Genomic DNA, 26,375 nt, shown 5'->3' with positions numbered 1-26,375 from the left:
GGTCAACCCTCCTCAACGTTAGTTTGCACAACACTCTTTGCATTAATTTCCTGCTGCAGAGTACTATAAATATCATCGATTGTCATTGTGCCCAAATCCCGACCATCGCGACTGCGCACAGTAACCAAATTATTTTCTACCTCTTTATCACCAATAATGAGCAAATAAGGTATCTTTTGCAAAGTATGCTCGCGAATTTTAAAGCCAATTTTCTCATTTCTCAAGTCAAAATTGGCACGAACCCCTTTATTTTGTAAAAATTGCTTCACTTTTGCAGCATATTCATGCTGCTTTTCGCTGATGGTCAACACTGAAACTTGCATCGGTGCAAGCCATAATGGCAAATTACCAGCATAATGTTCAATTAAAATCCCCATGAACCGCTCAAACGATCCCAGGATAGCACGATGCAGCATAACGGGAGTTTGTTTGCTATTGTCTTCTGCCACAAATTGCGCCCCCAGGCGCTCTGGCATGGAAAAATCCACCTGAATGGTACCACACTGCCAAATACGGCCCAGGCAATCCGTGAGCGAGCACTCGATTTTTGGCCCATAAAATGCCCCTTCGCCATGCGCATCTTGCCACTCAATGCCCCGGCTCCTCATGGCTTGTTGCAAAGCGGCTTCTGCCTTGTCCCAGACAGCATCTGCACCTACGCGCTTTTCAGGGCGTAATGCCAAGCGATAAATGATATTGCTAAAGCCAAAATCAGCATATACTGATTGCACAAGTTCGAGCATCATGGCTACTTCAGATTGAATTTGATCCTCAGTACAAAAAATATGCGCGTCATCTTGTACCATATTGCGTACACGCATTAGCCCATGCAATGCGCCTGAAGGTTCGCAACGGTGACAATTACCAAATTCGGCTAGACGCAAAGGTAAATCACGGTAACTTTTAAGCCCTTGATTATAGACTTGAATATGGCAAGGGCAATTCATTGGTTTCACCGCATAAAGCCGGTTTTCGGTTTCGGTAATAAACATTTCATCGCGGAAATTATCCCAATGCCCTGATTTCTCCCATAGGGAACGGTCAACTAATTGTGGGGTTTTAATTTCTTCATAACCGAAATCCTTGAGCCGACCGCGCATGTATTCTTCAAGGATCCTATAAATAGTCCATCCTTTCGCATGCCAAAACACCATGCCGGGCGCAATGTCCTGAAAATGAAATAAATCCAATGCCTTGCCTAATTTTCGATGATCGCGTTTTTCCGCTTCTTCCAAACGATGCAAGTAAGCATCCAGCGATTTTTTGTCGGCCCAAGCAGTACCATAGATGCGCTGCAGCATTTCATTGCGAGCATCACCTCGCCAATAAGCCCCTGCCAGCTTGGTCAATTTAAATGCCTTTAAAAAACCAGTTGCCGGAACATGCGGCCCGCGGCATAAATCTTCAAAATCACCCTGACGATACAAAGAAATGGTTTGGTTTTCCGGAATTTCAGCAATAATTTTCGCCTTATATTCTTCTCCCAATCCTTTGAAATAGTTTATCGCTTCATCCCGCGGTAATTCACGCCGGGTTACAGGATAATTGGCTTTCGCCAACTCTTTCATTTTATTTTCGATGGCTTCTAAATCTTCTGGGGTAAAAGGACGCGCATAGGCAAAATCATAATAAAATCCATCTGCAACCACAGGACCGATGGTTACTTGAGCTGTTGGAAACAATAACTTTACGGCTTGAGCCAATAAATGCGCCGTGGAATGCCGAATAACCTCAAGGCTTTCCAGATCTTTCTCGGTCAGAATAATCAACGAGCAATCTTGCGTGAGAGGGTAGCTAACATCAACCATACACCCGTCCACCTTTCCGGCAATGGCTGCTCTTGCCAATCCAGGACTAATGTTGGCTGCGACGTCTAAAACAGTTAAAGGGTTTTCAAAATGTTTAACGCTTCCGTCAGGCAATTTAATATTGGGCATCTTGTTCCCTCTTGATTCGCAATGAAAATAAGCTTGTTAGCTTACAAGCTTAATGTAAGAGATCCAACAAAAAAAAACCCTGCATAGCAGGGTTAACTTGGTAGGCACGAGTGGGATCGAACCACCGACCACCACCATGTCAAGGTGGTGCTCTACCACTGAGCTACGTGCCTATAATTCATTCTACAATAGTAATTGTTGGCTATTATATCAAGGTACTTATGCAAAGCAAACTCTTTTGTAGATTAATCTCATTAATCCTTACCATTGTGGAAATGATTTATTTGTGTAAATGCGAGTTTGAGCGCATCATGGTCCAACTCGGTTTTTACAAGTCGCCCATGTAAATCCTCCAGGCGGAAAAATCCTAGCGGATGGGTAATGGCAACCAAGCCTTGCAGTGGGGAAAATACAGCAGTCTTGGCATAGCTTCCTAATAAAATAATTTCTCGTGGCTCGGCAGAATTGAGGTTTTTCCCCAAGCTGTAATCGTGCAGCGGATTTTTAACTTTTAATATCTCCTGCAAAAGAGTTGGCACGAAATCGTAGTGGCTGGTCACGTGCTGATAGTCAACACGTTCATGCTGCCTGGGCCAATGAACTACCATGGGGACATGAGTTTGCGCTGCAGTAAAATTACTGTTATGCCCCCAGTAGCCTAAACCATTGTCATCAAATTCTTCGCCGTGATCGGAAGTAAATACGATCAAGGTGTTATCCAAAGAATTTTGCCGGCTTAACTCGGACAAAATTTCTTTGACCAAGCCATCTATAAAGTACAATGCGTTGTAATATTGATTACGATACTGCAATTGGGCTTTTTTATTATGCAAGCCTAAATGGCTAACTCGGGCGGCAGGCTTAAATGGCGGATTGAATGCTTCATCCGGATAAGTGTAGGAATGTGCGCTGTCATAAAAAATGAAAGCAAAATAAGGCTTTTTATTCGCACTGGATTTTCTCATGAATTCTTTAAGGCGTTGTGTAGCTGCCTTATCACGCTCAGCGCTATTATTTCCGGGAGTATTGGGTTCAAATTCGCGCACATTCACAAAAGCCGTGCGATGAAATGGCGGCGATATAGCCGATGCGCTGGGGAAAACACCGACTTCATAACCTTGCCGATAAAGCATATTGAATAATACGGGACCTATTCCGGCTTGATAAAACGCATCAAAATCACCCGGATTGACACTATAAAAAAGGCTGAATAATCCGGCGCGGGTGCAATTGCCGCCACTATAATGCTGGGTATAATGGCTGGCACGCTCACTGAATGCTGCTATGTTTGGAGTATATTGTTCATTTAACCCATCATAGCGCCATGCATCAATGGCAATGACTAAGATGTTGGGTTTTTCTACCATTTCCTGGGTTTGCAAAGGCTGCAACGGATATTGCAGCCGTGCGGAAGGCATTGTTAATTGCGCTTGTCTATTATTAACGTCAAGCAAATGATAACGGGCAAAAAATCGTTTTGCCGTTATACCAAAAAAACCAGGTGACAATTCCGTGGGCAATAATATTCTGGGTTCATAAACCGCATCTGCCCAAGCATAAGCACTTTGCGTTAAGATAATAAAAGTCATTACCGCGACTTGGGTAAAAATTGCAAACCGATGTACATTCGCCTGCACGTTTCGAGCGATTTTATATAATGCTATTTGCAGCATAAAAATTAATGCAAACACAGCGCTTAAACTTAAGTATTCACTCATGGTGAGGGCAAATATTTGTCCCCGAGCCGGACTCAGCATCATGGCAAGCAAAGTCATATTAATGTGGGTACGGAAATAAAGGTAAGTAAATGCATCCAAAACCAGGCAAAATAAACCCGTGACTGCAAAACTTAAGGCAAGCTTCGCCGCACTTAGCCTTTTAAAGCTTGCCCAATATAACAAATACGGTGCGGCAAACAGCAGCAACCAAGAAATCAAACCGGCATGGCCCAGGCTTAACAGGATAAAATAAAGCAAAGATACGGTATCTTGCGCTAAGGATTTATCACCATACGCCAAAAAAAGAATGCAAAACAAAGGATAATTGAACAGCCAAAATAAAATTAATTGCCGCTGCCTGGCCATAAGATTTTTCATGAAGTTACCAATCGAAAACAAGCGCTATCACCGCAAGAACGCATTTACAAGCATAATTTTTATCCATTGTAAAACAGTTACCCTTTTTTGCGCAATTTTATGGCAGCGTTTTAGTTTATATATCGATTGGGCAATGATATGATCGTTTTTTTTATGAGCAGTCATTATGGTTCTACATTATTTATTTATTATCGGCATCTGTGTAGAAGCCATTACTGGCGCGATTGCCGCCGGGCGTAAAAAAATGGATTTCTTTGGGGTAATGCTTATTGCTTCGGTTACCGCTTTGGGAGGGGGCACTGTACGCGATGTGTTATTTAATACGCCGCCCCTGACTTGGATTGCACACCCGCATTATCTGCTCTATACCTGCATCGCTGCTTTTTTGACTATTTTCGTGGCCCACTCACTGGTTCGCATCATGAAAGTTTTTTTAATTCTGGATGCATTAGGCTTGGCTGCTTTCGTCATCCTTGGTACACAAAAGATTCTTACCTTCGGGATGTCGCCCATTGTTGCTGTCATAGGCGGAATGATTACCGGGATTAGCGGCGGCATGCTGCGCGATATTTTGTGCAATGATATTCCTTTGGTATTACGCAAAGAATTATATGCAGTAATTGCATTGGCGGGCGCTTTATTGTTTATTATTTTGGATTACCTTAACATCCCTGAAAATATAAATATTGTTATTACCTTGTCTTGTATTTTTATTACCCGCGTTTTGGCAATTATTTTTCACATAGAAATCCCTAAATTTGATTTTGCAAACAGCTTGCGGAAACGCAGTTAAGCCGCTGTCCAATCGAGTCTTACGGTTACTATCGAAACGGCCGTTAGCCTGTAACCTTCTTGCAAAACCGACCATGGCGGAAATTTAAAAGTCTATACTTCGTAGCCGTTTAAGATTATATTTTTTAATGGGATTTAACTTATAAGGATATTTTATGACTGTAAAAACAACAAAAATTCCTGCTGGGCTACAGCGCAGCTGGGGTTGGTTATTGGGCTTGGGGATTTTGTTCGTCCTTCTGGGCGCAATCGGGCTAGGCATGGTGGTTGGGCTAACCCTGGCTAGTGTTTTAGTTTTAGGTGTTTTATTAATCATCGCTGGCGTTATGCAAATTATTGATGCCTTTAAATGCCGTGACTGGAATGGTGTTTTGTGGCATGCCTTGATTGGCGTTTTATACATCGTCGGGGGCGGCATCATTGTTTATGATCCGATTTTTGCATCGACAGTACTCACCGCATTGATCGCTGCTGTATTAATCGTCATAGGAACCATTCGGGTCATCATGGCACTTGCCTTACGCCATTCCCGCGGGTGGGGCTGGCTTTTATTAGCTGGTTTAATTGCGGTCCTGCTCGGCATCCTCATCCTCATGCAATGGCCGTGGAGTGGGTTTTGGGTAATCGGTTTATTTGTGGCAGTGGATTTGATGATAAGCGGCTGGACTTATATTTTCATGGCGCTTGCCTTGAAACGAGTTTAAGCAAAAAATCTTGATTAGCATGCCAGCAATGGCCAAGCATATAGCCATCCTGGGTAGCGATTCATGCCACCCAGGATGCAGAACTTACTGTTTAGAATGGTTTTCTTGGTAACGTGCAACACTCCCCAGTATTTCTTCATGCGCCGCCTTCGGGCCTTCCCAGCCATCAACCTTCACCCATTTCCCCTCTTCCAAATCTTTATAATGTTTGAAAAAATGCTCAATGGATAAAAGCAATGGTTGCGGCAAATCTTTATACGTTTCCACGTTTTCATACATTTTACTGAGTTTGCTGATAGGAACTGCAATTAATTTCGCATCAACCCCTGATTCATCCGTCATTTTAAGGACGCCTACGGCACGGCAACGGATCACGGCACCACTAATCAAAGGAACTGGCGTTACCACCAACACATCAACCGGGTCGCCGTCTTCGGATAATGTATTTGGGATATATCCGTAGTTTGCCGGATAATACATAGCCGTTGTCATAAAGCGGTCAACAAACAACGCACCTGTTTGTTTATCCACTTCATACTTAACGGGCTCCCCGTGCATTGGGATCTCAATGATGACGTTAATTTCATTGGGCACGTCACGGCCGCATTTGATTTCCATTAAACCCATTATCATACCTGTAGGCTATTAAAAAGACGCAATATTATGCGCAATTTACTGATGAAAGGCAAAAACTGGGCGTTTTTCCGATTCTACGCTCGCCTCATCGTCCCCTTCTACCGTTTTTTTATCCACCACAAATTTTCCAAATTGCCTCGTCAGTTTCTGCGGACTTTCTTCCAGAAAAAAATTCACTCTTTTTTTAAATTTTGCAGCGGGTGGGGACATTAGTATTGGGATAGGTTTTCTTTCTGTACCCATTAAATCATCCTGATTTTCTTCTAGCGCAGCCAAAGGCTTCAGGGGCGAAACCAACGTTATTTCTGCACCTTGCGTTTTTACGTTTTTGTTAATCGAGATAGAAATATTTGCACCTGCTACCTCTTTAACCTTGATTGGTTTTGAAAAATCTTCCAATATTTCGCCATCAATAAAATAAGCGAGAAAAATAGGTAAACCTTTCCCGGCGCCGCCGAAAAAATAATTTTCCTGTTTTTCACTGGGTTTAGCCTGGAATTTATATGACTTCTCATGCAGATAATTTTGAAAATTCCTCATATACTCTTCAGGAAAACCGCAACCATTATCAATCATAGAGATAACCAAATCATCCCTGCACTCTTCGCAATCTCCACCCACCTTGCTCTTAACCAGCTTGCAAGCAATTAACACCTCTAAAGTCGTGGTTTTTCCATCGCTTAAATATTTCTTAATAAGAGCATCAACCCAATTTTTAAGCAATTCTGGAAAACTACCATTCAGGCTTTCAAGCGCGTGGGGAGTGCCATTTTCTTCATTGGACCTTAAATAACTGGAAAGCAGATTGTGTTCCACAATACTTTTATCGCATTGCTCGGCGATAAGTTCTTTGATGGCAATCCAGATGACATCAGCGGAAAGATCGAGAATGGCATCTTCCAATTTTTTCCGCTCTTCGGCAAACTCATTTAAGCTGTCCGCCTCGAGTGGAACCAGAGTATCCAACGGGATGAGGGGTGAAGAAATAGGTATGTTTTTTAAGTACTTGGTTAAATCCAATTTCATCCTAACACTTAAATTTCCTTCCTTGTGCAAGTTTACTTTATACATAGGCACCTCCTCATGGATGGTTTATCATTATGTAAACGGATTTTAAAAATCGTCAACTAATCCTGCCTATAAAATTCAAAACCGGTTGCATACATCATTAGCTCAGACCTTTACAGCATATTTTTTGAAAAATTAAACAAGCAGCGGTATCTCTGACTAAAAAGAAGTTTTTTGTTATAATCAATGCATTGTTAACAATAATCAGGACGATTATGAGCTGTTTATTTTGTAAAATTACCAGGGGGGAAATTCCTGCAAATATTGTCTTTGAGGATACGGAAATCATGGCGTTCCGTGACATAAACCCGCAAGCGCCTACGCATATATTGGTTATACCCAAGCAGCACATTGCCACGATTAACGATGCGGATACAAAAGATGAGCAGTTATTAGGAAGAATGCTGTTAGCAGCCCGTAAAATTGCACAAATAGAAGGATTGGCTAAAGGTTACCGGCTTGTTTTCAATGTAAATTCGGATGGCGGACAAGAAGTTTACCATATTCATTTACACGTTTTAGGTGGCCGCCAGATGACATGGCCACCCGGCTAGTCAAAACCAGCGAGCAGGCTAAAACAAATCATCCAAGAAAAAGTTTCGGTAAAAGGGTTAAAAGGCGAAAAATAATTGATAGTTTTCGCCTAATTGCCCTGCAATAAATATTTCAAATCGAGTTTTTGCTCGATATCAGGTATGTATAGGAAGCCTGGGGGGTTCAGTGCATCCGACCCCAAAAATAATTATTAAGTGATAACCCAGGTATCATCAAAGTAAAATATTCTGCTTAATAATACACTTGCTCCGTTTTCCAAATCGACTCTAATCCCGGATGGTAAAACAATAGGCGTATAAATTTGTCCTTGAAAATCAAGCTTATCCCCATCCACATTAAAATCAGCAATTGTATTAAGCCCAGCTGTTAAGGTGGTTGGAAAAATAAAGACATTTTTCCCTCCGTCACCATAAATAGTATTGTCAAAAGAACGGGTAATTTTTAAGGTATTCCCCAATTTTCCCCCCCAGATAGGCATTCCTGAGCGTTGAATTCGGGAAGTAATGGTTATCTCTTTCGCATTCCACTTCCTTTGGTGATAAGTATTATTTTCGTTATCGCGTAAGAGATTGTATTCAAATGCATTATCAGGACCAGTCGCCGGTCTTAAAATAAAATCTTTTTTAAGATAACGCGATACCTTGCGAAAACCAGGAGGCAGGATGGCCGCATCAAAAGCAGCTTTAACATCAGTCGGATTATCCTGGGCTGATGCATGCATGATGTATTCATTTCCCCATGGGTCGATCAGATAAAATCGAAGAATAGGCACAGCCCCTGGTGTTCCAGGAGGTACGCCATTTTCATTCGCATAAAACTTCATTTCTTGTGCTTTGTAATTAGCAGTGACTTTAACCACACCGGCAGGTGGGGTCGTGGTAAAGTTTCCAGCTTCAAAAGGGCCAAGGTTAGACGGAGGATCTGGATATTGCGCGGCATCGTAAGGCCACATGGCATTTATCGCATTAGACATCGCACCCCGAGTGTAGCCTGAAGGGGTTCCTGCTGTGTTAATGTAAGTGGTGGAGCCCACGGGTTGCCCAGGTGAGGCCAGGAAAATTTGTTCATTAAACTGTAAATAGCGTGTTGTATTTTTGGTGTAGCCGTCTGGAGGAATAAATGCATTCCACTCTGCATCTGTAGATACTGGATTAGGACCGGCATCTTTATACGTTTGTACAAAAGAGCGTGGATTAGTTGCGGCATTTGCTATGTAAACGATTTCATACGCCACAGATAAAGGAATCCAAGGGTCCACTAATTTCACATTCAGTTGGGGAGATGCTCCAGCACAACTCAACCCACCTGGAAAACAAACAAAAATCAGATGATTGGGATTGGTATCATTTCCATCTATCGCACCCAGAATATTAAGTTGTAAGGTACAGCTATCCCCACGAGCACCTTGAGGAGCAAGATGAAACTGGGCTCCGCACGTGTCTGGATAAGTTCCATTGCTGCGCACTTGTACAGCATTTTTAGGTAAACTACGCACAAAATTCCCACTGCGGGGAGAAGCTGTATTATTGGTAACGGTATAATATGCGGTTGTTGGAATTACACCGTTATAGGTAGTCGGTAACGTGGTGCCGGCTTTACTTGCCCTTATAATATGGTGATTTTTCATATTCACCTGAGTCATGATAAATTTTAACTGCCTGCGTCCCTAATCCCAAATTAGCGGGTTTAGCAAAAGCAAATTGAGCAAACGCAAGAGCACATACCAGACTAAAAGTTAAATTTAGGTGGTGGATTAATAATCAAGTCTTAAAAATAACTCAAATTGAATCAGTAATGGGTATTCTTTGCTGTACCCAATTTTCGAAGGAATTGCAGTTCTTGCATAAGCCAACACTTCTTTTTTCTGTGAATATTTTTTTTCGAAATGATTGATACTTTTCCCCATTCCATACGTTAAGAAAACCACTCTCGGTAATATTTCCTAAAGGTACTTTCGCATAGGCATCATAGCAACAAGGTACGACCTCTCCATCCCAAAAAACACAAGAGCTGGAATACATCATGAAACAAGATTGATCAATGCTTCTTTTGTAATCAGCAATACCATTGCAAGACGTGTAAATCGCATATTCATCATTACTAGGCTTATATTTATCCAATAATGCTTTTAATAGAGCTGGCCGTACTGCCTAAAAATAAAATAACGTAATGTGACTTCATTCGCTCCAACTATTTTTGCTAATTGCACAATATCATCCACTTCGTGCTCATTGGTTTTCATTAAAATAAATTGCAATTCAATGAAAGGGGTTTTAGAGCCCAATCTTTTTCTAGCCTCACTTAACTTTGAACGCCGTCACGAACGGTTTCAAACATATTCTTGCCTCTAAATTCCTTATAGGAATGATTGGTAACACCATCCAGTGATATGGTTATTCGGTCGAGGCCGGTTTTAACAATTTTTTCGCAATTAGCCACGTTATTTAATGTGGTTCCATTTGTATCCATTTGAATATAAATATTTTTTTCTTGGCATAAGTCAGCATTTCAGCATAATGGGGATTTAATGTGGGTTCCCCATAATTCCAGAAAAATAGCTGCACAAGATAATCACCCACTTCATTCCATTAGATTTTTAAATAAATCCAATGACATATGACCTTTTTTTCTGGTGAGGGTATTATTACCAGTTGGGCAAGAAGGACAGCTTAAATTACAATGTTAGGGCGTGTTTTTAAAGTTTTTCAAACTATTAAAAATCTGATAAAAAGCCTCCATAGTGAAAATGGAGCAAATGGATGTCAAGATTTGTTATTGATGACAAAATGTGGAACAAATTAGAACAATTACTGCCATCTCCTAAAGGTCGCCATGGGGAAAATGATCGATTATTTATTGAGGCAGTTGGCGAAACGTGGTGTTGAGGCCGTTATTCCAAGTAAAAAGAATCGAATTATTTTTATTGAGCATGATTCCCATATTTATAAAGAAAGGAATCATGTCGAACGATTTTTTAACAGAATAAAAGGTTTCAGAAGAATTGCTACGCGGTATGATAAAACTGCCGCCATGTTTTTGGGTGCATTAATTGTAATAGGTATTTTGCTGTGGCTGAAACTTTAAAAACACGCCCTACATTAATATTTTTTAAAGCATAACGACTCAATGCGAGCTCATATTTTGATGCTCCTGTATCTAAGATAACGGGTATCTTTTTTCCCTGTATTTCTATATCGCATGAAGGTAAGCCATGTATTTCATTACCCGTGTTAAATTTTAATGGTAATACAGCTTCTTTAATTTCTGCATATAATGCACCATGAAAAACAATATAAGTTAGAAAAGCAATTACAATATTTCTTAGAAAACTTTGCACTTATTACTCCATGTTATTATTTCTCTAGCAATAAATTATTAGTAGGTTTGTTCAGGCAAAAAACCACCTACTTGCACATTCCACAAAGATTGATATTCTTTTGATTTAATTAATAAATCTTCATGCGAACCATCACTAATAATTTTTCCTCTATCAAACACAATAATACGATCCATTTCTAACAATGTAGATAGACGATGAGCAATAACAAGAGCTGTTTTTCCTTGCATAAAGCTCCATAACGAATCGTGTATGTTTTTTTCAGTAACAGAGTCTAATTGTGAGGTTGCCTCGTCTAGTATAAGAATTGAGGCATTTTTAAGAATACATCTGGCAATGGCTATGCGCTGCCGTTGTCCGCCAGACAGTTTCAATCCTCTCTCACCCACTATTGTGTTATATCCTAAAGGAAGCGAAGAAATAAACTCATGAATTTGTGCTTGTTTACATGCATCAATAACCTCGTCATCACTTGCATTAATTTTTCCATAACGTACATTATCCATTATTGTACGATGAAATAATGAGGGTTCTTGCGGAATAACACTAATAGCAGAGTGTAATGATGTTTGAGCCACATTCCGAATATCATGCCCATCGATAAAAATACTTCCCTCATTAACGTCATATAATCGAAGAATTAAATTAACAAATGTCGATTTTCCTCCCCCAGAATGACCCACCAAACCTATTTTTTCTCCTGCTTTAATAGTGATTGTTTTATTTTGGAAAAGAGGTGATAATTCGTGATACTGAAAACTCACTTTATCAAATAAAATTTCACCCTTGCCCACAGAAAAATTTATAGCATCGGCTTTATCTAAGATTTCAGGGGTTGTGTTTAATGTTTTTAATGCTTGATCAACAGTACTCCAGTTTGTTGTAAAATCACGAAGATGATTAGAAAGTTCAAACATCGTATCTGAGATCTTGAAGTTAAGCATAAAAATTAAAACAAAATCTCCAGGAGAAATTAGATTTTTATGCTGTAAATAAATAAGTCCTATTAAAAATGACAGGGTGTAAATAGAAAGCGTACCTCCTTGTATCATATAAAACCGCATCAAAAAATAACCTTGAACACGTCCCTCTTTTCTAAAATGTTCTGCTATAGCGCGAAGTTTGCTCTTTTCCATCGGTACATTTGTAAACAACTTCACATTCAATATATTTACTAAATAATCTGTTAAATACCCCCAAAGTTTAGATCGCGCTTCGGCATAACTCTTTGAAACGGGGACGACTTTTTGTAATCCTATAAAAGTCATTAAAGAAAAAAATAACATCCATACAAATAGCCCTACTGCAAATAAGACATGAATCTTAGCTAGCAATAATAAGGTTAGAAAAAATGTAACTCCAAATTGAATAAACTGATGACCGATAGTAGTAATGAGAGTAGGAGTAAGACTAAAAGCATCACTAATTTTGGCCAAGATACTTCCACTTAAATTGTTCTGAAAAAAAGCATACGAATAATAACTCACTTTATCAGCCAATATTGATGCTATACGCGCTCTATACGATGGTACAAAATTAGCGTGCAGCCAATCGCTAAAGGTCCAAGCTAACGTTGTAAGAATTTGAAATCCGGCATATGTATAAACTAAGCTCCAAAAATTAAATTTGCTATATCCAGAAGCAGTATCTACTAGCAGCTTAATAAGATAGGGTTTAACATTATTATCTAAAGAAATAACACATACCACTAAAAACATACCTGATCCCTCCTCGATTAGCCGTACACCTTGTTTAAGAGATATAATCTCATCAACAAGGAGTAGCAATGGTCAGAAGTATCTACACAAAAGAGTTCAAAGTTAAAGCAATTGAATTTCTAGAGCAAAGTAATAAGCCATTAAGACAAGTAGCGAGAGAGCTAGGAGTGGCAGAAAATAGAAGTCGTTAGAATGCTTCGCTTTACGAAGAACAATGGAATAACTGAAGGGTTTCATCGGAAGATGAAATTGATTCAGAGAAGAGCTTACGGATTTAGAAATTTTGAAAATTATAGGTTGAGAGTTAGAGTGCTGTGCGGATAAGTGAAGTGCCCCCGGATTTGGGGAAGACCCAATTACCCGGCATGTATTCACAACACAGTTATGGACGCGCCATTGATATTAACCCGCGAATTAATCCCTACGTAAAAGGGAAAATCATATTGCCTTTAAATGGCACCAAATTTATAGACAGACAGGAAACCTATCCTGGGAAAATTACCAGCATCAGCTTAGTTTATACAATTTTTAAACAGCATGGGTGGGATTGGGGCGGCGATTGGTACGATGTGCAAGACTATCAGCATTTTGAAAAAAGAGTTCATGGTGAAAAACGTAATCCTTACGGATATAAACCATGGCTATGGGAATAAATAACCGCGACAATTGGCTTTCGCGGGCGATGTTGAAAATATAATTCCAGGGATGCTTATGCGGTTTCAGTAAAGATAAGAGGATCAACGACTATAATGCCTTCAGGGCCCTTCAATAAAGTGATGATGGATAGATCCGCTGTACGCACTTGAAAATGTTTACAGGCTCCTTGAACAACCCGACCAAACTAATCAGCTTCGCCTGACGCCACAAGTTGGGATTTACAGTTTTTGGCACATCTGCATTATTCCGAATGAAAATTTCTCTAACAGACTCTTATGATAACGACATGCTTCTTTTAATAGCAATATATTAAATTACAAATTAACTTATCTAATCAGGTATAAGCAAAATTTAGACATAATTTATTAAAATATAGTACATTTTTGGTAAGCAAGCCGTACGATAAACCGACTTGCTTGTGCTTGAATGAAACAAAAAGGTCAGTTAAATATTTATGCTTTGATAATACTGAAGCTTCCTGTCATGCATTTGTTCTTTAATCATGTAGGCATCTTCCTCAGACAATACGTCTTTGGCTTGATCAAAGATTTCGCTTTCTTCTTCGTCTACATGGTGCTCCACAATTTCCTTAAGCTTCTGCACCTTTTTTTCCAAATCAGCCATGGAATCCATAGAATTCATGACTTCTTTTAGCTGCTTTTCAATGTCTTGATGCTCTTTTCTGCCGTGCAATACTTCTTCTTTGCTTTCATTAAAACTTTCTAGCAATTTGTAAAAAGTATCTTGCTCGGACCGAGCATGCACCAGTAATTCTTGCGCCAGAAAATCAATAATTTCTTTTTTGCGCTCATGCGTTTTAGCATCTGCAAATTGTTTAAATAAATCAGAAACTTTCCTGTGGTCCTTCTTTAAATAGTCATAAATATCCATAGCCTACTCCTTATGGCGTCATTACCACTTTAATGCAGCCATTTTCCTTTTCATTAAATGTTTCATAAGCTTTGGGAGCATCTTTTAATTTGATTCGATGCGTAATAATGGCTGAGGGATCAATTTTGTCATCGACAATGGTTTTAAGTAGAGGCTTTAGATAACGCTGTACATGCGTTTGCCCCATTTTAAATGTTAATCCTTTATTCATGGCTGCACCAAAAGGAATATTATCCAGATTTTGCAGGTAAACTCCGGGTATGGAAATTGTCCCTCCTTTAGCACAGCACCGAATTGCCTCTCTTAATACATGCGACCGATCAGTTAATAAATAAGCCGCTTGTTTTATTCTATCCATAATCGAATCAAATGTTGGACCTACATGAGCCTCGCAGCCTACAGCATCGATGCAGCATTCTGGACCCTTGCCCTTAGTGATAGCCATTAACGCATCGTATACATCTTCTTCGGTAAAATTAATAGTTTCCGCCTTCCCTAATTTCTCTGCCATTTTTAGGCGCTCGGGTACGCAATCTATAGCTATAACCCGCCCAGCTCCCAACATCCAGGCACTTTGAATGGCGAATTGTCCTACCGGCCCGCAACCCCAAATAGCGACTGTATCACCTTCCTGAATGTTGCAATTTTCAGCTGCCATATATCCCGTGGGAAAAATATCTGTTAAAAATAAAACTTTTTCATCCGGTATTTCATTTGGAATTTTAATAGGACCAACGTGCGAGTAAGGTACGCGTACGAATTCAGCTTGACCGCCGGAGAAACCGCCCAATAAATGCGAATAGCCAAAGATACCAGAAGGCGACATGCCCATTTGCTCGCGAGCCAATTCAGCATTGGGATTGGTATGATCACAGTGTGAAAATAATTTCTGTTCGCAATAATTGCAGTGCCCGCACGAAATCGTAAAGGGTACGACCACCTTATCGCCGACTTTTAATTTGCGGTTTCCGCGCCCTACTTCCACCACTTCGCCCATAAATTCATGGCCTAAAATGTCTCCTGATTCCATCATCGGGAGCAAACCATTAAAAATATGAAGATCAGAGCCACAAATCGCGGTCGATGTAACACGTATTATCGCATCATGATCATTGATTAATTTGGGCTCAGGCACTTCATCAATTCTTACATCCCTTTTTCCATGCCAACATAACGCTTTCATAACCACCTCCATGTTTTTTGCGTGCTCCTATCCTTTAAGTACGCTAAAGTTAGTATAGCAAACTCAAATTGCTTATCAAAAAGTCATTTTGGATTAAAATATTCCAATTGACATGGCAATACCATTTCTTTTCTTATTCTTTGGCGAGAATGAATGCTTCTTCGAGCCACAATGACAGCAATTAATCAGGTCAAATTTTACTCGCAACATAGAATTTGTTTTTGTAAAAAAATAAGCAATTTTTTTACAATTCTGGTGAATTATTTTATCATCTTGCCTCCCGGCTACTTAGTTATTTCCTCAACGGATCAGATTGAATGCAAGACTGCACCAAAACAGATATTTGGAAAAAATTAGAAGAGCTTGCTCGCCTAATTCCATTCAATAAATCCACGGTAAATGCCGCAAAATTAGTTTCTGCTTGCAATATTACCCTTGATTATCGCCATCAATACTTAAATGAGGAAATATTTGAACTGTTGCTAGTCCTAGCCAATCATTGTGAATTAAAACAAAAAATTGAAGCTTTAATGCAAGGTGAGCAAGTAAATCACAGCGAACAAAGACCTGCACTGCATACTGCTTTGCGTGCGCCTGATCACTTGTCTATTCAGGTCAACGGCCAAGACGTGATGCAACAAGTGCGTCAAACCAGACATGATATTAAACTCATTGCTGAAAAAATTCGTAGCAAAAAATGGTTGGGATATTCAGGAAAACCCATCACTGATATCATTAACATAGGCATTGGCGGCTCTGATTTAGGACCGCGGTTTTGCCTGCAAGCCCTAGCCGAATTCACTGCCCCTGAACTCAATTATCATTTTATTTCAGATGCCGATCCGAATCGCTTTGAGAAAACAGTAGCCCGTTTGCACCCGGAAACCACCCTTTTCATTGTTGCTTCCAAATCATTCACCACTCAGGAAACGCTGTGGAATGCCCAAAAAGCTATAGCCTGGATTGGAAAAAAAACTAATTGGCAGCAACATTTCATTGGTGTAACAGCCAATCTTGACGCAGCACATGCATTTGGATTACGTACCGTCTTGCCCATATGGCCTTGGGTAGGAGGACGCTACTCCTTTTGTTCGGCAATTAATCTTATTGCAGCCATCGCACTTGGCTATGAGCAATTTAATCATTTGTTGGCAGGCGCCCACAGCATGGATGAGCATTTTGCCCAAACGTCTTTTGGCGATAATCTGCCGGTCTTACTAGCCTTGTTTGGTATCTGGAACAATAATTTTCTAGCCATTCATAATTTACTCATCCTGACTTACGCACAACAACTCGAACAATTTGTCCCTTATATTCAGCAATTGGATATGGAAAGCAATGGCAAATCGATAGACCAACAGGGTAAAAGCGTACATTATGCTACCGGGCCTTTAGTGTGGGGAGGTTCAGGCAATCAAGTGCAGCACAGTTATTACCAATTGCTTTGCCAGGGAACTCATAAGATCACTGCAGATTTTATCACCATGGATGCCTTCAATGGTCAGTTTATCAATGAAATAGCAGCGGCGAAGATGCAGGTACTGGCTCACGGCGTAGCTTCTCATGACAATCCCAACGGGTTTATCCCAGGGATCCCTTTAAACCACATTCGCATGAAAAATTGCACGCCCTATAGCATTGGCGCTTTAGTGGCTTTATATGAGCATAAGATTTTCACGCAAAGCGTTATATGGAATATCAACCCTTTTGATCAACCCGGAGTGGAAAGTGCAAAACAGAATGCGGCATTCGCAACCAAAATAAATACTGCGATTTCATAAAATGAATTGCTTTATTTTTTGACAAATTGCTCCCATGTACTATACTTAAATTGAAGATAAGTGATTCCTTTATGGAATTGGATCTTCGACAGAAACCACCCTTGCGGTGGTTTTTGCCTTTTATAGGATTATTCTTCATAAGGATGCTCATGAAACATTCAAAATATAACCCGCAACCGCACATGGAAAAAAGTTCAAAAATCAATCGCCAGGATAAACAAAGCAATTTACACGGTAGCGAAATGGATAAAACGGATAAAAAAAATAAAACCATGACAAGGGAGCACAATCGCAAACAGGATTAAGGGATACAAGGGAGCTTGTCACTCAGCCACTTGAGTAAAATTTTATCTTTATTACGGCTGCGGATTAACACATGATTTTCCTCAATCCATTTTTCTAACCGTTTGTCTTGCCACCAGGCGATGATATCGGGCTCAATATAGCTTTTTTGACAGACAGCAACGGTATGGCCCAGTAATTGAGCCACTTGTTTAATGACGGCTTTAAGCTTTCCTTTTTCTGTAGGAAGTTGCAGCTTATGAGCACAGATAAGCCCATATAGAGTTTCGCGGCATGCAGTCCAAGTCCTGAAATCTTTTGCCGTGAAGGGCTGTTGTGTTATCTCTTGCAAATAACCGTTTACGTCTTGTGACGTGATTACATTAATTTGATTTTGCGCATCAAGATATTTAAATATTTCATACCCAGGAATTTCTTCACATTTTTTAATAAGATTGATTATTTTTTTATCGGTTAGAATAATATGCCAAAATTTTCCGTTTTTTCCGACAAAGTCCAATATGACTTTATTTTTGTGGATGCTTACGTGTTTTTTACGCAATGTTGTGATCCCATAAGAATTGTTCTGCTTGGCATAAACAGGGGTACCAATGCGTATGCAAGCATGGTCAAGCAAATAAATAATGGCGCAAATGATCTGCGATTTGCTCAAGCTTAGAGGTTTATTCAATTCATAGCGGATTTTTCTGCGGATACGTGAAAGGGAGTGGCCAAACTGCACCATAGACGTAAATTTTTGCTGTTCGCGCAGTTGCCGCCATAATGGATGATAAATGTATTGTTTACGCCCACGCTCGTCCCTGCCCGTTGCTTGAATGTGACCATTTGCATAGCGACAGATCCAGACATTCTTATACGCTGGCGGAATGGCCAATGAGTTAATTCGTTCTAAAATTCTTGCCTCCGTCACTTTTTCCCCGTTCATCCAGTAATAAACGAACCCCCGACCAAATTTACGCCGGCAAATGCCAGGGGACGTATCCTTTACATAACGGAGCGATGCTTTTTCTGCAATTTGCTCACACTCTTCTATCGTATACATTCTTACTTTAATTTAAGGGCTACCTTAATCCAGCCTTCCTTGCGAGCATCGAATTGCTGATATGCTTGCAAAATATTATCCATCGGTTTTTTTTGCGTGAGAATATGTAGTGGAGCGATGCGTTTATCCTCAATTAAGGATAATAATTTTGGGATATAAGCCCGATGTGGACAATTACCCATTACAATGCGTAAATTTTTATTCATCGCATCACCAATCGGGTAAACTTTAAATTCCGGCGGATAAACCCCCACAATAGAAATCGTGCCGCATTTAGCCGCCAATTTTACTCCTTCCCGCAAGGTATAACTGGGCGCATTTCCTGGTATCCAATGCTGTTTTTGGTTTTGATAATTGGGCACTAAACTTACGACTTCTTCTGCAAATTCAGCCTTATTTTTCTGGGCGATGGCAGCAGCAGGGCCATGCTCTGGGGCAAATGCATCAATTCCCACGGCATCAATCACCACATCCGCCAAAGAACCATTGGTTAGTTCCTTGAGTACAGCCACTGGATCATCTTCATTAAAATTAATGCATTCAGCGCCTTGATCTCTGGCCATATCCAAACGCGATGGAAGTGCATCGACTGCAAATATCCTTGAAATCCCGCGCAATTTTAAACTGGCAATCACAAATTGTCCGACAGGGCCACAGCCCAAGACCACAGCCACCTGACCGGGTTTAACTTTGGCCATGTCCACGGCAAAATAAGCCGTAGGAAAAATATCGGAAACAAGAATAGCTTCATCATCTGACACTGCATCGGAGAGTTTAACAAGATTGTTATTGGCAAAAGGTACGCGCACGTATTCGGCTTGGCAACCATTGAGCGGTCCTGTTGCTTCCGGCCCCCCATAAAATGCGGTTCCTGCCTCCGGGCCGTTAGGATTAGCTTCATCGCATTGAGAATAACAAGCTTTGCGGCACATGGGGCAATAGCCACAAGACACGGTAGAAGGGATGACTACCCGCTCGCCTTTTTTTAAATTACGTACTCCTTTTCCCACTTCGACCACCACCCCCACGGCTTCGTGGCCTAATATAGTGCCTTCTTTCATGGGACCCATGGTGCCGCGAATAAAATGTAAATCGGTGCCGCAAATAGCTGAAGTCGTGATTTGTACGATGGCATCATATTCATCTTCGATAGAAGGCTCATCAACTTCATCCAAGCGGATATCGCCTATGGCGTGGAATACTAAAGCTTTCATATAACCTCCCTGTAGACAAGGTTTCAGCATTCTCATATTGCCAAGAAACCAAGATAAGCCGTTCTGCACGGTTTTTGCAAAGGCTTATGGAGCGATAAGACTCTAAATTAAATAGTAGTAAACGCCAATAATTTTGGCAATTTACCCAATTAATATCCAATGGGTCCCTATTAGCGAACCTCAGAGGCTAGCAAGGCGCCATCTTCCAACGAAAAACGACAACCTTTGACCAAAATATTAACGACTAAATTTTCTATAAAGATAGGCTCTCTTTCCCGAGCTTTGGAGAGGTTGGTATTTTTAACAAATTTACCATTAATGGTTACGACGGTCCCGGAACCAATGCAAGTGGCTTCCGTACCTTTCTTGACACTAATCGCTGTATCTTCACCCAAGCCTATACCCAGATGTTCAGAATTACTAATTACTGCCTGTGCCAAGCGTCCAAACCTTCCTCTTTTGATGAAATGAGTATCGATGATACAAAAAGGCACTACCCCAAATCCCCCAGCTACCTTGACGGTATCTTTTAATAAAGCTTCTGTGACCGGTGCTTCCTCTATCATGAGTGCGGATAAAAACATGGCACCGGCACTGGTGCCGGCTATCAAAAAATTGGCATCTTCTTCATAACGCTTTTTAATTAACTGGGTAAGTGGAGTTCCGCATAAAATTTGGGCAAGGCGGGATTGATCGCCCCCGGTAAAAAACACCACGTCCGCTTTTTCAATACGAGCCAAGATGTTTTTATCATGAGCTTCTTCTTTTTCCTCGATATAAGTAAAATTAGGACAAGAATACCCCATTTTATCAAACGCTTCTTCATAGCGCGCCCTGACGGCTTCTGGCTGACGTGTTCCTGTAGTAATGAATTCAATGCGATTATCCCGCGATGCTTTGTTTACCACGTCCTTTAAAATTTCAAACTCTTCGAATTTTCTGTTTTCTTCTCTTTCCTGTTGTGCATATTCATCGCCAATATCTTCTGCGCCACCAATTAACAGCAATTGTCCCTTACAGTTCATAGTTTAGCTCCTTAGCTTGCCCTGCTCGTTCTATTGCTTGCAAATAATCAAGCGTTGCAAACACATTTTCAGGACAGATTACGATAAAACAGTCAGAGTCAGCTTGTGCGATCGCATGTTGAAGCGCGGTTAATTCGTCAGCAATAACCAAAACAGGAATGCAGGGATTAAACTCCCGGATTCCTTCTTGCAGATAATGCGTGATGGCATCCGCTGTTTTCCCCCTGCCGTCTTTATCCAAGCGAATGATAATTTCATCATACATTTGCGCTGCATAAAAACCTATGTTGCGAATATCCTCAGGTCGCCTGTCGCCGGGAGAGCCAATAATCCCTATTTTTTTGCGGCATTTTACTCGTTCAACAAATTTCTTAAGTTCAAGATACGCAGCCTTGTTATGGGCATAATCGACAAGCACCTTAAATTTATTGAATTCAAATAAATTCATTCGCCCAGGAAGACTAGTAGAAGAAGCAGGAAAATATTGCAGCCAGGACACAATTTCTTCTGGGGTAAACCCACTGATAATACCTGCCAAAATAGCCGCCAAAATATTTTGCACCATACAGGTCGCCGTACCGGCATAAGTTAAGGGGATATCGCTTATTTTGACAAAAGTCGTTTTAATATCTCCCTTAACAAGAATGATGCAATCATTTTCTACAACAGCAGCAAGTCCGCCCTGCTTGCAATGCTCCGCAATCCTGGAGTTATTGGCATGCATGCTGAACAAGGCAGTGTGACAGCGTAATTCTTTTTTGAGCGCATAAACCCAGTCATCATCCGCATTTAAAATGGCATAACCATCTTTCATAGTGCTGTAAGCAACTACGCTTTTTACCCGTGCGAGCTCCTCTAAAGTATCGATGCCTTCCATGCCTAAATGATCTTCTGCAATATTTAAAATAATGCTGATATTGCATTTGTCGAATCCCAATCCTGAACGCAAAATTCCACCGCGAGCACACTCAAAAACGGCAAAGTCGATCATTGGATCGCGAAGAATGGTTTTCGCACTGATTGGCCCGCTGCAGTCGCCTTTATAGAGCAATTCATGGTTGATATAAATTCCTTCCGTGGTCGTGTGCCCTACAATATAACCTGCCTGCCTTGCTAAATGCGCCACCAAACGTACCGTCGTGGTTTTGCCATTAGTGCCGGTTACGGCAACGATTGGTATGCGGGCGCTGGATTGGTGCGGGTAGAGCATATCTACTATATGTGTGGCAACATTTCGTGCCTGACCTGCAGACGGTAATAAATGCATGCGCAGGCCGGGAGCCGCATTGACTTCAATAATAGCCCCATTGGAATTTGCCAAAGGCTCTTCCACGGTTGTAGCGATCACGTCCAAACCACAAACATCAAGGTTTAAAATACGGGCAACGCGTTCGGCAAGAAATTTGTTTTTAGGATGCACTCGATCGGTAACATCTATAGCACTTCCTCCCGAACTAAGATTCGCTGTGTATTTTAGATAAATGATTCTTCCTTGGGGTAAAACCATGTCTGGGGTTAGCTGTTGTTCTTTTAAACAAGCGAGAGCGAGATCATCGAGTTTTATTTTAGTGAGGAAATTTCCATGATCCTCACCCCGCTGCGGATCTTGATTAATTTCCTCAACCAGTTCTGCAATGGTTGAGCATCCATTCCCAATTACCCGTGGCGAAATGCGCCTGGCAACTGCAACCAGTTTAAAGTTAATCACCAGAAACCGGTAATCATCACCTTCTACATAACGTTCGACAACGACTTGCGAAGAAATATTCTGCGCCAGCTGAAACGCATGCAATGCTTTTTCTTGTGTACAGATATTTGTCGTTACCCCGCGGCCATGATTTCCGTCAATAGGTTTTATAACCAGTGGAAAACCCAATTTCTGCATGGCTGCGTTTAATTGCTCAGGATTATTGACTACTTCTCCTACGGGTACAGGCACCATCGCTGCCGCAAGCATTTGTTTGGTTAATGCTTTATCTGCAGCAATATCCACACCAATGCTGCTGGTATGAGCTGATAAAGTGGCACAGAGTAATTTTTGTTTATAGCCTTGCCCTAATAAAACCAAAGAATCGTTATCAAGACGCATGTATGGAATATCACGTTTTTGCGCCTCATTGACGATGGCTTTGGTACTGATGCCAAAGCCATCGTCTCTATGAATTTTCTTTAAAACTTCAATGTCTTCTTGCAATTGTGAATAGGAATTACAGCGGAGGAGATGGTTGACCAAATTTACCGCAGCCGTAGCAGCATAAAGTCCGGCATTTTCAATTTCATAAGAAAAAACGACATGATAAACGCCGCGGCTTCCTGTTTTTTGGCGTGTACGTCCAAAATTACATTCCATGCCGGCCAATGTCTGTAATTCAAGAGCAATGTGTTCCACAACATGCCCAAGCCAGGTTCCTTCCTTTAGCCGCTCTATAAAACCGCCCTCATGTCCATAAGAGCAATGATGCGTATGCAATGAAGGCATTAAACGGATTAAGGCATTGGTAAATCCATCAAGAGTATTAGTAGGCCGGTCTTCGTAAGCTTTTAAATCCAGTTTTATTTCAATCAAATTTTGGCGGGAATTTGACCAATAATTCGGTCCTTTCAATACTTTAACATTCAATATTTCCATATATTAAATCTTATAAAGTAATGCGGTTTAAAAACTATAGAACAATTTATGACAAATTCCAGCTGTTTTTTTGGATTTATTTTTAATTTAACTGTTTGATAAAGAATGAATTATTTTTTATCTTTTCTGAAATTTTTTAAGGCAACTTTTTTACCGGGCAAATGGAAAAATCGTGGATACGCCAGCTTAGTTTATAAATATTTTCGCGGGCTTGCTCAATGTTTTCCAATAAATGTGCAGAAGAACGCGGAACAATGAAAGCTTCACCATAATATACATGCCCGTCTTCACGGACTCTTATTTCAACTTCTCTTACCCAAGCTTCTCTTTGTAAATATTTTTTAATTTTTCTTATCAATGGATCAATACTATCACGCTCAACGTTTGTGGGGGTTTCATCCAATAACCCGAAAACCGCATGCTTGGTGTTGGTAAATCCGTCTTTTATGATATCCAAGGAAATAAGTATGGCAATCAGCGCATCGCACCACCACCATCCTAAACCAATGCCAATGACCCCCAAAATTCCTCCTGATGCAGCTACCCAGTCCGCGCGGTTCGTACGCCCGTCAACATATAAGATTTTGTCATGAAGTTGTTTGGCCAGGCGTATTTTTATAGTGCCCAAGATGTATGGAACAATGACTTTATACAACATGATAAGAATAATGAAGTAACCTAACCAAATTGCATGGCCAAATAACATAATGGTAGGGATAACGGGTTTTTCCAATTTAAGAAGCACATGCAATCCATCGAATAAAAGAAATAAACCAATGCCAGCGAGTGCTACAGAAGAAATTAAAAAAGCAATTTTTACAATGCTATGGAAACCGTATGGAAAATAAACCGAAGGTTTGCGAAAAAAGATTTTCGAAGTCATTAAGAATGAGGCGGGGCCGGTTAAGCTTAACATATCTTCCAACCAAATGGTTTTCATTGTCTGAATATTTCCCATTACCAAGTAAGTCATGATGATGACAGAAATAAGAAAACCAATGCTCAGCCATTCAATGCGTTGTGCCTTTTTATAAACAGGTTCCAAATCTTTGGGAAATTCAAAATCTTTAGATTTGTACATCGCAATTTCCTTAAAAAGATTATGGAATAATTTCTCCGCCATTTGGATGTAAGATTTGCCCAGTAATAAAAGTGCTGTCTTTGCATGCAAGAAAAATATAACAAGGAGCAATATCAGCAGGCTGCGCGGGTTTATTCATCGGTGACTGTGAGCCAAATTCAGCCACTTCTTGCGCCGAAAAGCTCGCGGGAATCAAAGGAGTCCATACAGGACCAGGCGCCACACCATTCACCCGTATCCCCTTTTCCACCAATAAGGTGGCTAACGAACGCGTCAATGACACAATGGCACCTTTGGTTGCAGAATAATCAACCAAATGCTCACTGCCACGAAAGGCTGTAACCGAAGTGGTGTTTATGATTACATCACCCTCTTTCAGGTGCGAAAGGGCTTCCTGGATCATGAAAAAATAGGAAAATACATTCGTGTAAAAAACCTTGCGTAAAGTTTGCGGGGATATTTTTTCAATTTTCTTAGTTGGATACTGCACGGCTATGTTATTAATTAAAACATTGATTTGTCCGAAGCGCTGCAAACATTCCTGTATCACTTCTTTACAAGCCGCTCGCTCCGTTAAATCTTTTTGAATGCCGATCGCTTCACCGCGCATCGTTTGAATTTGGTTTATGGTTTCGTCAGCGTCCGCAGTTTCATTTAAATACACAAATGCAACTTTTGCCCCTTCTGCAATAGCATGATAAGCCACGGCGCGACCAATCCCGCTATCACCCCCTGTGATGAGCACGACTTTGCCCTTGAGTTTATCAGCTGGGTGATAATCTTTATACATTGAAATAGGCAGCGGGCGCATCTCACTTTGCATGCCAGGTTGCACAGCCTGCGTTTGTTCAGGGTTGATGGTCTTATCCTTTTGCACTATATCGCAAATATGTTTAAGCTCTTCAATTTCAGGGTGCTCTTTCTCATCCTTACCTTTATTGTTCATGGCTGACTCCATTATCCATATTCTTTAGGTATAGCAAATCTTGCTGTTTACGGGTTAATTGCTCTTTAAGATAAAGTGCATTCTTAGGCGCACAAGCCTTTTCATCATTATCGAAGTAGCAAAATATATGCCTGTTTTGTTTGCGCCAGCTTATTAATTTTTCTGCATAGTCAGTGAGCATTGTTCTGCTGTAAGAGCCGTGATAGGGTTGCTGCTGTGGACCATGCAGGCGAATGTACACCAGATCGCTGGTGAGAATTTCTGGCGCCTGGTAGTTTTTATAATCATAAAAACATAATGAAATGTGCTGTTTTTCCAAGAGTGCATAGACTGCAGCGCAAAACCAACTTTTATTTCTAAACTCAAAAGTATAGCGGTATTCTCGTGACAAATGCTTCAGAAAATCCTGGAGGCGGGATAAATCCAGGGAAAAACTTGGAGGAAATTGAAATAAAATCGGTCCTAATTTTGCATCAAATGCGGCAAAAATTTCCAGCATCTTATCAAGACTTTCTTTACTATCATTTAAACGCTTCATATGCGTGATGTAGCGGTGAGCCTTTAAGGAAAAAATAAAATCTTGAGGGGTGGATTCACACCATGTCTTCACAGAATTTAGTTTGGGCAATTGGTAGAAACTGTTATTCAATTCAACGCTGGTAAAATATTGTGCGTAAAAAGGCAACCACTCTTTCGCTTTTAAATCTTTGGGATAAAATTGCCCTTTCCAACTGTTGAAACTCCACCCGGAAGTTCCAATTTGGAAATGATCCTCCATCT

The 26,375-nt window shown here is 40.6% G+C and carries 24 protein-coding genes, 1 tRNA gene and 2 pseudogenes; 8 read left to right on the top strand and 19 right to left on the bottom strand.

Features of this window, described 5'->3' with window-relative positions:
- Positions 1 to 2: 2 nt before the first annotated feature.
- The 3 genes from thrS to NKV53_RS09425 form a co-directional block, all read right to left on the bottom strand.
- Positions 3 to 1,937: a threonine--tRNA ligase gene (thrS, locus tag NKV53_RS09435; protein ID WP_127057428.1), complete on the bottom strand. Its 1,935-nt coding sequence runs from the start codon at positions 1,935 to 1,937 to the stop codon at positions 3 to 5.
- Positions 1,938 to 2,035: 98 nt separating this feature from the next.
- A tRNA-Val gene (locus tag NKV53_RS09430) sits at positions 2,036 to 2,110 on the bottom strand.
- Positions 2,111 to 2,191: 81 nt separating this feature from the next.
- Entirely contained in the window at positions 2,192 to 4,033 is a 1,842-nt protein-coding gene (locus tag NKV53_RS09425; protein WP_253351021.1) for a sulfatase-like hydrolase/transferase, read from the bottom strand.
- A 166-nt stretch (positions 4,034 to 4,199) separates the two neighbouring features.
- Here NKV53_RS09425 and NKV53_RS09420 point away from each other — a divergent pair, with 166 nt between their 5' ends.
- A complete protein-coding gene (locus NKV53_RS09420; RefSeq protein WP_126953368.1) occupies positions 4,200 to 4,826 on the top strand; it encodes a trimeric intracellular cation channel family protein in 627 nt (208 codons plus the stop codon).
- Between the two features lie 154 nt (positions 4,827 to 4,980).
- Complete coding sequence (locus tag NKV53_RS09415) at positions 4,981 to 5,529, top strand: HdeD family acid-resistance protein (RefSeq protein WP_126953369.1); 549 nt, start codon at positions 4,981 to 4,983, stop codon at positions 5,527 to 5,529.
- An 84-nt stretch (positions 5,530 to 5,613) separates the two neighbouring features.
- On the opposite strand, the gene ppa is transcribed toward NKV53_RS09415, so the two are convergent.
- A complete protein-coding gene (ppa, locus tag NKV53_RS09410) occupies positions 5,614 to 6,156 on the bottom strand; it encodes an inorganic diphosphatase (RefSeq protein ID WP_126953370.1) in 543 nt (180 codons plus the stop codon).
- Positions 6,157 to 6,201: 45 nt separating this feature from the next.
- Positions 6,202 to 7,236: an ATP-binding protein gene (locus tag NKV53_RS09405; protein ID WP_253351019.1), complete on the bottom strand. Its 1,035-nt coding sequence runs from the start codon at positions 7,234 to 7,236 to the stop codon at positions 6,202 to 6,204.
- A gap of 212 nt (positions 7,237 to 7,448) precedes the next feature.
- On the opposite strand from NKV53_RS09405, the gene NKV53_RS09400 reads away from it, so the two are divergent.
- Positions 7,449 to 7,787 (top strand): histidine triad nucleotide-binding protein, encoded by a 339-nt coding sequence (locus NKV53_RS09400; RefSeq protein ID WP_126953372.1) that lies wholly within the window; start codon positions 7,449 to 7,451, stop codon positions 7,785 to 7,787.
- 191 nt (positions 7,788 to 7,978) lie between these two features.
- Here NKV53_RS09400 and NKV53_RS09395 read toward each other — a convergent pair whose 3' ends face one another.
- The 3 genes and pseudogenes from NKV53_RS09395 to NKV53_RS12050 all read right to left on the bottom strand — a co-directional run.
- The gene (locus NKV53_RS09395) at positions 7,979 to 9,415 is read right to left on the bottom strand and encodes a hypothetical protein (RefSeq protein WP_253351017.1); all 1,437 of its coding nucleotides are present in this window, start codon (positions 9,413 to 9,415) and stop codon (positions 7,979 to 7,981) included.
- 151 nt (positions 9,416 to 9,566) lie between these two features.
- A complete protein-coding gene (locus NKV53_RS12055) occupies positions 9,567 to 9,809 on the bottom strand; it encodes an SPASM domain-containing protein (protein WP_325049676.1) in 243 nt (80 codons plus the stop codon).
- 280 nt (positions 9,810 to 10,089) lie between these two features.
- A pseudogene (locus NKV53_RS12050) lies at positions 10,090 to 10,272 on the bottom strand (hypothetical protein); the annotation flags it as partial.
- A 275-nt stretch (positions 10,273 to 10,547) separates the two neighbouring features.
- On the opposite strand from NKV53_RS12050, the gene NKV53_RS11915 reads away from it, so the two are divergent.
- Entirely contained in the window at positions 10,548 to 10,673 is a 126-nt protein-coding gene (locus tag NKV53_RS11915; protein WP_256478907.1) for a hypothetical protein, read from the top strand.
- A gap of 119 nt (positions 10,674 to 10,792) precedes the next feature.
- On the opposite strand, the gene NKV53_RS09385 is transcribed toward NKV53_RS11915, so the two are convergent.
- Positions 10,793 to 11,125: a hypothetical protein gene (locus tag NKV53_RS09385; RefSeq protein WP_253351229.1), complete on the bottom strand. Its 333-nt coding sequence runs from the start codon at positions 11,123 to 11,125 to the stop codon at positions 10,793 to 10,795.
- Between the two features lie 38 nt (positions 11,126 to 11,163).
- On the bottom strand, positions 11,164 to 12,843 hold the full coding sequence (locus tag NKV53_RS09380; RefSeq protein ID WP_148110542.1) for an ABC transporter ATP-binding protein: 1,680 nt from the start codon (positions 12,841 to 12,843) through the stop codon (positions 11,164 to 11,166).
- A gap of 165 nt (positions 12,844 to 13,008) precedes the next feature.
- Between NKV53_RS09380 and NKV53_RS09375 the strand changes: the two are divergent.
- Both NKV53_RS09375 and NKV53_RS09370 read left to right on the top strand, forming a co-directional pair.
- Positions 13,009 to 13,167: pseudogene (locus tag NKV53_RS09375) on the top strand (transposase); the annotation flags it as partial.
- Positions 13,168 to 13,172: 5 nt separating this feature from the next.
- Positions 13,173 to 13,496: a M15 family metallopeptidase gene (locus tag NKV53_RS09370; protein WP_253351015.1), complete on the top strand. Its 324-nt coding sequence runs from the start codon at positions 13,173 to 13,175 to the stop codon at positions 13,494 to 13,496.
- Between the two features lie 448 nt (positions 13,497 to 13,944).
- On the opposite strand, the gene NKV53_RS09365 is transcribed toward NKV53_RS09370, so the two are convergent.
- Together NKV53_RS09365 and NKV53_RS09360 are read right to left on the bottom strand one after the other, a co-directional pair.
- A complete protein-coding gene (locus NKV53_RS09365; RefSeq protein ID WP_126953985.1) occupies positions 13,945 to 14,391 on the bottom strand; it encodes a hemerythrin domain-containing protein in 447 nt (148 codons plus the stop codon).
- Between the two features lie 10 nt (positions 14,392 to 14,401).
- A complete protein-coding gene (locus NKV53_RS09360; protein WP_126953984.1) occupies positions 14,402 to 15,574 on the bottom strand; it encodes a zinc-dependent alcohol dehydrogenase in 1,173 nt (390 codons plus the stop codon).
- A 317-nt stretch (positions 15,575 to 15,891) separates the two neighbouring features.
- Here NKV53_RS09360 and pgi point away from each other — a divergent pair, with 317 nt between their 5' ends.
- Entirely contained in the window at positions 15,892 to 17,355 is a 1,464-nt protein-coding gene (pgi, locus tag NKV53_RS09355; protein ID WP_126953983.1) for a glucose-6-phosphate isomerase, read from the top strand.
- A 149-nt stretch (positions 17,356 to 17,504) separates the two neighbouring features.
- Positions 17,505 to 17,660: a hypothetical protein gene (locus NKV53_RS09350; RefSeq protein WP_158614978.1), complete on the top strand. Its 156-nt coding sequence runs from the start codon at positions 17,505 to 17,507 to the stop codon at positions 17,658 to 17,660.
- On the opposite strand, the gene NKV53_RS09345 is transcribed toward NKV53_RS09350, so the two are convergent.
- From NKV53_RS09345 to NKV53_RS09315, 7 genes are all read right to left on the bottom strand, one after another.
- Positions 17,657 to 18,700, bottom strand: a complete 1,044-nt coding sequence (locus NKV53_RS09345; protein ID WP_127032354.1) for a DNA topoisomerase IB — start codon at positions 18,698 to 18,700, stop codon at positions 17,657 to 17,659. The two genes, NKV53_RS09350 and NKV53_RS09345, sit on opposite strands and share 4 nt — an antisense overlap.
- A gap of 2 nt (positions 18,701 to 18,702) precedes the next feature.
- Positions 18,703 to 19,914, bottom strand: coding sequence for an alcohol dehydrogenase catalytic domain-containing protein (locus NKV53_RS09340; RefSeq protein WP_127057033.1), 1,212 nt, complete (start codon positions 19,912 to 19,914; stop codon positions 18,703 to 18,705).
- Positions 19,915 to 20,084: 170 nt separating this feature from the next.
- Positions 20,085 to 20,939, bottom strand: coding sequence for a cyanophycinase (locus NKV53_RS09335; protein WP_126953980.1), 855 nt, complete (start codon positions 20,937 to 20,939; stop codon positions 20,085 to 20,087).
- Positions 20,929 to 23,568 carry a cyanophycin synthetase gene (cphA, locus tag NKV53_RS09330; RefSeq protein ID WP_126953979.1) on the bottom strand — a complete coding sequence of 880 codons (2,640 nt, stop codon included), beginning with the start codon at positions 23,566 to 23,568 and terminating at the stop codon, positions 20,929 to 20,931. The genes NKV53_RS09335 and cphA overlap by 11 nt, the downstream gene beginning before the upstream one ends.
- 136 nt (positions 23,569 to 23,704) lie before the next feature.
- The gene (locus tag NKV53_RS09325; RefSeq protein ID WP_126953978.1) at positions 23,705 to 24,649 is read right to left on the bottom strand and encodes a cation transporter; all 945 of its coding nucleotides are present in this window, start codon (positions 24,647 to 24,649) and stop codon (positions 23,705 to 23,707) included.
- 19 nt (positions 24,650 to 24,668) lie between these two features.
- On the bottom strand, positions 24,669 to 25,595 hold the full coding sequence (locus NKV53_RS09320) for an SDR family oxidoreductase (RefSeq protein ID WP_199737594.1): 927 nt from the start codon (positions 25,593 to 25,595) through the stop codon (positions 24,669 to 24,671).
- The gene (locus tag NKV53_RS09315) at positions 25,585 to 26,373 is read right to left on the bottom strand and encodes a DUF72 domain-containing protein (protein ID WP_199737592.1); all 789 of its coding nucleotides are present in this window, start codon (positions 26,371 to 26,373) and stop codon (positions 25,585 to 25,587) included. Before NKV53_RS09315 ends, NKV53_RS09320 begins: the two co-directional genes overlap by 11 nt.
- Between the last annotated feature and the right edge of the window lie 2 nt (positions 26,374 to 26,375).

The sequence above is a fragment of the Legionella sp. 27cVA30 genome, from assembly GCF_024160945.1.
GTDB classification, from domain to species: Bacteria; Pseudomonadota; Gammaproteobacteria; order Legionellales; family Legionellaceae; genus Legionella_A; species Legionella_A septentrionalis.
The sequence above is the reverse complement of the archived record's forward strand: the minus strand, read 5'-3'. Positions and strand labels throughout refer to the sequence as shown.

Bases quoted from the DNA above. Each gene is read 5' to 3' on its own strand.
- NKV53_RS09395 (WP_253351017.1), bottom strand. From the start codon at position 9,415: ATGAAAAATCACCATATTATAAGGGCAAGTAAAGCCGGCACCACGTTA.
- NKV53_RS09345 (WP_127032354.1), bottom strand. From the start codon at position 18,700: ATGTATACGATAGAAGAGTGTGAGCAAATTGCAGAAAAAGCATCGCTC.
- NKV53_RS09320 (WP_199737594.1), bottom strand. From the start codon at position 25,595: ATGAACAATAAAGGTAAGGATGAGAAAGAGCACCCTGAAATTGAAGAG.
- NKV53_RS09425 (WP_253351021.1), bottom strand. From the start codon at position 4,033: ATGAAAAATCTTATGGCCAGGCAGCGGCAATTAATTTTATTTTGGCTG.
- pgi (WP_126953983.1), top strand. From the start codon at position 15,892: ATGCAAGACTGCACCAAAACAGATATTTGGAAAAAATTAGAAGAGCTT.
- NKV53_RS12055 (WP_325049676.1), bottom strand. From the start codon at position 9,809: ATGTATTCCAGCTCTTGTGTTTTTTGGGATGGAGAGGTCGTACCTTGT.
- NKV53_RS09335 (WP_126953980.1), bottom strand. From the start codon at position 20,939: ATGAACTGTAAGGGACAATTGCTGTTAATTGGTGGCGCAGAAGATATT.
- NKV53_RS09315 (WP_199737592.1), bottom strand. From the start codon at position 26,373: ATGGAGGATCATTTCCAAATTGGAACTTCCGGGTGGAGTTTCAACAGT.
- NKV53_RS11915 (WP_256478907.1), top strand. From the start codon at position 10,548: ATGTCAAGATTTGTTATTGATGACAAAATGTGGAACAAATTAGAACAA.
- ppa (WP_126953370.1), bottom strand. From the start codon at position 6,156: ATGGGTTTAATGGAAATCAAATGCGGCCGTGACGTGCCCAATGAAATT.
- NKV53_RS09325 (WP_126953978.1), bottom strand. From the start codon at position 24,649: ATGTACAAATCTAAAGATTTTGAATTTCCCAAAGATTTGGAACCTGTT.
- cphA (WP_126953979.1), bottom strand. From the start codon at position 23,568: ATGGAAATATTGAATGTTAAAGTATTGAAAGGACCGAATTATTGGTCA.
- NKV53_RS09365 (WP_126953985.1), bottom strand. From the start codon at position 14,391: ATGGATATTTATGACTATTTAAAGAAGGACCACAGGAAAGTTTCTGAT.
- NKV53_RS09400 (WP_126953372.1), top strand. From the start codon at position 7,449: ATGAGCTGTTTATTTTGTAAAATTACCAGGGGGGAAATTCCTGCAAAT.
- NKV53_RS09420 (WP_126953368.1), top strand. From the start codon at position 4,200: ATGGTTCTACATTATTTATTTATTATCGGCATCTGTGTAGAAGCCATT.
- NKV53_RS09340 (WP_127057033.1), bottom strand. From the start codon at position 19,914: ATGAAAGCTTTAGTATTCCACGCCATAGGCGATATCCGCTTGGATGAA.
- NKV53_RS09405 (WP_253351019.1), bottom strand. From the start codon at position 7,236: ATGTATAAAGTAAACTTGCACAAGGAAGGAAATTTAAGTGTTAGGATG.
- NKV53_RS09350 (WP_158614978.1), top strand. From the start codon at position 17,505: ATGAAACATTCAAAATATAACCCGCAACCGCACATGGAAAAAAGTTCA.
- thrS (WP_127057428.1), bottom strand. From the start codon at position 1,937: ATGCCCAATATTAAATTGCCTGACGGAAGCGTTAAACATTTTGAAAAC.
- NKV53_RS09360 (WP_126953984.1), bottom strand. From the start codon at position 15,574: ATGAAAGCGTTATGTTGGCATGGAAAAAGGGATGTAAGAATTGATGAA.
- NKV53_RS09380 (WP_148110542.1), bottom strand. From the start codon at position 12,843: ATGTTTTTAGTGGTATGTGTTATTTCTTTAGATAATAATGTTAAACCC.
- NKV53_RS09415 (WP_126953369.1), top strand. From the start codon at position 4,981: ATGACTGTAAAAACAACAAAAATTCCTGCTGGGCTACAGCGCAGCTGG.